This window comes from Streptomyces sp. NRRL F-2664 (assembly GCF_000719345.1).
In the GTDB taxonomy this organism is placed as follows: Bacteria; Actinomycetota; Actinomycetes; order Streptomycetales; family Streptomycetaceae; genus Streptomyces.
Window position 1 is genome coordinate 1 of sequence record NZ_JOFX01000376.1, and the last position, 423, is coordinate 423.

Below are 423 nucleotides of genomic sequence, written 5' to 3' on the forward strand. Positions count from 1 at the left end.
GAGCTGAAGACTGAGGTCAGCCGGACCGTGGAGGACGGACGCCTGACCGAGACCACCACCGTGGCGCCCGGCACGGACGCCGAGACCTCCGCCTCGCGGGTGGTGGACCTGGCCACCGGCGCCGTGCTGGAGGAGATGGGGCCGGGCGGGCGGGTCGTCTCCCGGACGGAGTACGACCGCCAGGGCCGCCCTTCCGTGCACACGGTGCTGCCGGACTCCGGCAAGCCGCAGACCACCCGCATCACCTACCCCTCCCCTACCGTCACGGTCACGGCCACGCCTGACGGCCGTCGGGTCACCGAGACCCTCGACGCGCTGGGCCGCCCCCTGCGGACCGCGGACAACTACCGCGACGGCGCCTACGCCAAGGAACCCGACGCCGACGGCGCCCGGGTGCTGTCCGAGGCCGACTACTCCCAGTGG

1 protein-coding gene is annotated in these 423 nt (G+C 74.0%); it reads left to right on the forward strand.

What is annotated here, in order from left to right; genetic code table 11:
• On the forward strand, window positions 1-423 hold a 423-nt coding region (locus IF89_RS39740; RefSeq protein ID WP_043194997.1), incomplete at both ends, for a hypothetical protein.